The following is a 3,672-nucleotide window of genomic DNA, read 5'->3' on the forward strand; positions in this document are numbered from 1 at the left end:
AAAATAATAAGTTTAATTTGTAAACACTTTGTTTTAATATTTGCATAAATGAAACAAATCGTCTTGACCCTGGTGGGAGGAATTAAACCATGACCGAAAAGGCAAAACGCGTCCTATTGGTCGATGACGAAGAAAAATTGCTTAAATCCATTGCCCAGCGCATGAAAGTGCTTGGATTCTTTCCGATCACGGCAACCAATGGCATGGCGGCAATCGATATTGCCATGAAAAATACCATCGACCTGGCCATCGTCGATCTTCAAATGCCCGATATGGATGGTCTGGTGACGATTACCAAACTCAAGGAAATCCATCCTGACATAAAAACCGTCCTGCTCACCGGGCATGGCAACGAAAAGGTCAAACAAGCCACCGAATCGCTCAACGCGCTGTATTTCGAAAAAGATGAAATGGGGTCGTTCTGGGGCTTTATCAAGAAACTAAATGCCGATGGAAAGGTTGTGGTCATCCGTCCCACGGCGGGAGTGTCACGCGCACCGGTCGGTGTCGCCAACCCCGCCAATGAGATCGAGATCCACCCCCATCGTGATCCTTTCGACACCGGTGATCGCATCGAAAGACGTTCAACCGGCACGAATCGATTCGCCGACATAGACCATTTGCGCATTGTTGGTGAAACACCAGCCATGCAGGAGTTACGCAAAGATATCGAACGCGCGGCATCGTTAGACTGCAGGGTCACGCTGCGCGGTGAGCCGGGCACCGGCAAGGAACTGGCAGCCAGAGCCATTCACGCAGGGAGTCTGCGCCGGAAGCATCGTTTTCTGGCCATCAATTGTGCAAACTTCGGCAACGAGAAACTCGCCAGGCAGCTGTTGGGATATAAAAGCGGGAATCTTTCAGAGGCCATCCGAACCCGCGACGGTATTTTCGGTGCCGACCAGGTGGGAACACTCCTTCTCGACCAGGTTGAAGAAATGCCTCTCTCGATGCAGGACCAGTTGCAGAGCATCCTCGACATGGCCGACAGTCAACGATCCGGCAGTGCTGCGGATACAAACATCGATATTCGCATCCTTGTCGCCACCGATACGGATCTTTCCAAACGGGTCAAAGCAGGATCATTTAAAAAAGCCATTTATGATCGCCTAACACTGTTCGAACTGACCATTCCGCCGCTGCGCGAGCGTCGGGATGACATTCATCCCTTATTGCGGTACTTCTTCGACAAATACCGTCAGGAACTGGGGAAACCGGTCAATTCAATTTCACCGGAGGTCGTCAAACGCCTTATGGATTACGATTTCCCCGGCAATGTCCGGGAATTGGAGCACATCGTTGAGCGGGCGGTGATCCTTGCCGACGGCAACACGATTCAACGAAAACACCTGCCGGAAAGATTTCTCGACGATCCGACATCGGCAAGACCATTGGCGCCCAGGCAGTTTTCGACGCTGGCGGAGATGGAAAAGCATTACATCGTTGAAGTCCTCAAAGCCAACCACGGCAACAAATCCAAGACATCAGAAACCTTGGGCATCAGTCGCGCTGCCCTGTGGCGCAAATTAAAACAACTCAAGGCCGAACAACCCGGTTGATGATCCTTCCCACGGTATCGCCATCGCCGGCGAGTGAAATTATTTTTGAATCCGCTCCGCGGCAAGCCGCGGGGGATGTCCTGCCTGAACCGGCAGTGCTGCGCAGCACCGTAAGGATAAAATCGATTTATGGTTCGCTCGCTAACCCCGCCGCAAGCGGCGATGAATGCGCTCTCTATCGCGGTTCAAGTCGATCATACAACCATTTTGAATTAAAACTTTCAAAGGGACTCCTGACAATTCAGGTGCAAAGGCGTGTTTGGTGAAAATCGTCATTGTGGGTGCCGGTGAAGTAGGGTTTCACATTGCCAGCCGTCTGGCGCAGGAGAACAAGGATGTAGTTGTCATCGACCCCAAACCCGAAGCCCTGAAGCTGCTTTCGGAAAGCATTGATGTTCAGACGATCAACGCGTCGGGGAGCAGTCCACTGGTATTAGAGGAGGCTGGTATCCAGGAGACCGAAATCTTGCTGGCCGTCACCGATTCAGACGAGGTGAATCTGGTAGCCTGTTTGGTTGCCGACACGCTGTCACCGGCCACCAAGAAGCTGGCCCGAATACGGGGGGGTGATTTTGACCCCTATCATGACACCTTCAAGTCAAGCGCGCCGCATATCGATACGGTCATCAACCCCGACATCGAGGTGGTCCGGACCATCGAACGGCTCATGAGCGTGCCGGGTGCAGCGGACGTGGGCGAATTTGCCGACGGCCGCATCAAGTTTGTGGGTGTCTATCTTGAAACCGGTTCGCTACTGGCCGGTGTGCGTCTGGCCAATCTGCCCAACCTGCTAAAGGGAGATCGGCCCCTGATCGCCGCCATTGTCCGTGACGACCGGTTGGTCATCCCCAGGGGGAACAACCACCTGCGCGCCGGGGACCTGATCTACTTTATCAGCGAAGAGAAAAACCTGTTCAAACGCCTCTCTGTTTTCGGCAAGCACGCCACACCTATGAAGCGGGTGCTGATTATCGGTGGCGGTCTGGTCGGCTATCGACTCGCCCAACAACTTGAAGACAAATCCCTCTCCTGCAAAGTCGTCGAAAAGCGCGCCTCCCGGTGTGATTTTCTGGCCACCCATTTGAATCGGACTGTTGTGCTCCATGGTGACGGGTCAGACCAGAGCCTCCTGGTGGAAGAGAATGTACATGAAACCGATCTGGTGGTAGCCCTGACAAGCGACGAAGAGACCAATATTCTGGCCTCCCTATTGGCCAAACGGCTGGGTGCAAAAAAGGCCATTACCCAAATCAATAAATTCAGCTATTTTCCCATCATGTCGACCATCGGCATCGAACTGGTGGTCAGCCCCCGGCTGTCCGCCATTAACAGCATACTGCAACATATCCGCAGGGGTAAGGTGCTTTCGGCGGTCTCTATCAAAGGAGAAGGGGGGGAGGTAATGGAAGCGCTAGCCTTGCACACGTCCGATATCGTGTCCAAACCTTTGAAAAAGATTGCGTTTCCAAAAGGATCCATGGTGGCTAGCATCATTCGTCAAGAGAAGATAATTATTCCTACTGGTGATAGCGTTATCGAACCTGAGGATCGCATCGTCATCTTTGCTACCCGTGAGGCTATCCCAGGTGTCGAAAAAATATTGGCCGTTAAACTTAAACATATTTAATTCTGGGTCATTGCCTGTGATAGCCTCATCACGCAATCAGGCACATGATTGAGGAGCCTGGCATCTGTTGTGAAAAATGAATCCATGCTGGTAAGGTGCCGGAGATAATAATAGAAAAAATGGATAAGGATTCACTGATCTCCCGGATGTCCATTCACCTGCTCCGATCGCCGGCGCGCATGTCGATCTTAGGATTCGCCCTGCTGATTGCCATCGGCACGGCCCTGCTCATGCTGCCGGCATCAGCCGCAGGTTCGCCCATGGGGTTTGTGGATGCGCTTTTCATGTCCACCTCGGCCAGCTGCGTCACCGGCCTGTCTCTGATCGATATCGGCCGGCAGTTGACCTTGTTCGGCCAACTGGTGATCCTTTCGCTAATCCAGGTGGGCGGATTGGGGATTTTGACCATCTCCACCCTGCTGCTGATGATGATGAAAGGGCGGCCCACCCTGTCCGGACAAGCCATCATCAAGGACACCTTCACCT

2 protein-coding genes and 1 pseudogene are annotated in these 3,672 nt (G+C 52.8%); all 3 read left to right on the forward strand.

What is annotated here, in order from left to right:
- Positions 1–89 precede the first annotated feature (89 nt).
- Positions 90–1,559, forward strand: coding sequence for a sigma-54-dependent transcriptional regulator (locus ABYV26_RS22880; protein ID WP_372683669.1), 1,470 nt, complete (start codon positions 90–92; stop codon positions 1,557–1,559).
- 262 nt (positions 1,560–1,821) lie between these two features.
- Positions 1,822–3,186, forward strand: a complete 1,365-nt coding sequence (gene trkA, locus ABYV26_RS22885) for a Trk system potassium transporter TrkA (protein ID WP_372683670.1) — start codon at positions 1,822–1,824, stop codon at positions 3,184–3,186.
- A 119-nt stretch (positions 3,187–3,305) separates the two neighbouring features.
- A pseudogene (locus ABYV26_RS22890) lies at positions 3,306–3,672 on the forward strand (Trk family potassium uptake protein); the annotation flags it as partial.

Source organism: Desulfosarcina sp., from assembly GCF_041551955.1.
In the GTDB taxonomy this organism is placed as follows: Bacteria; Desulfobacterota; Desulfobacteria; order Desulfobacterales; family Desulfosarcinaceae; genus Desulfosarcina.

Excerpts from the sequence above, each read along its gene's own strand:
- ABYV26_RS22880 (WP_372683669.1), top strand. The coding sequence starts at position 90 with ATGACCGAAAAGGCAAAACGCGTCCTATTGGTCGATGACGAAGAAAAA.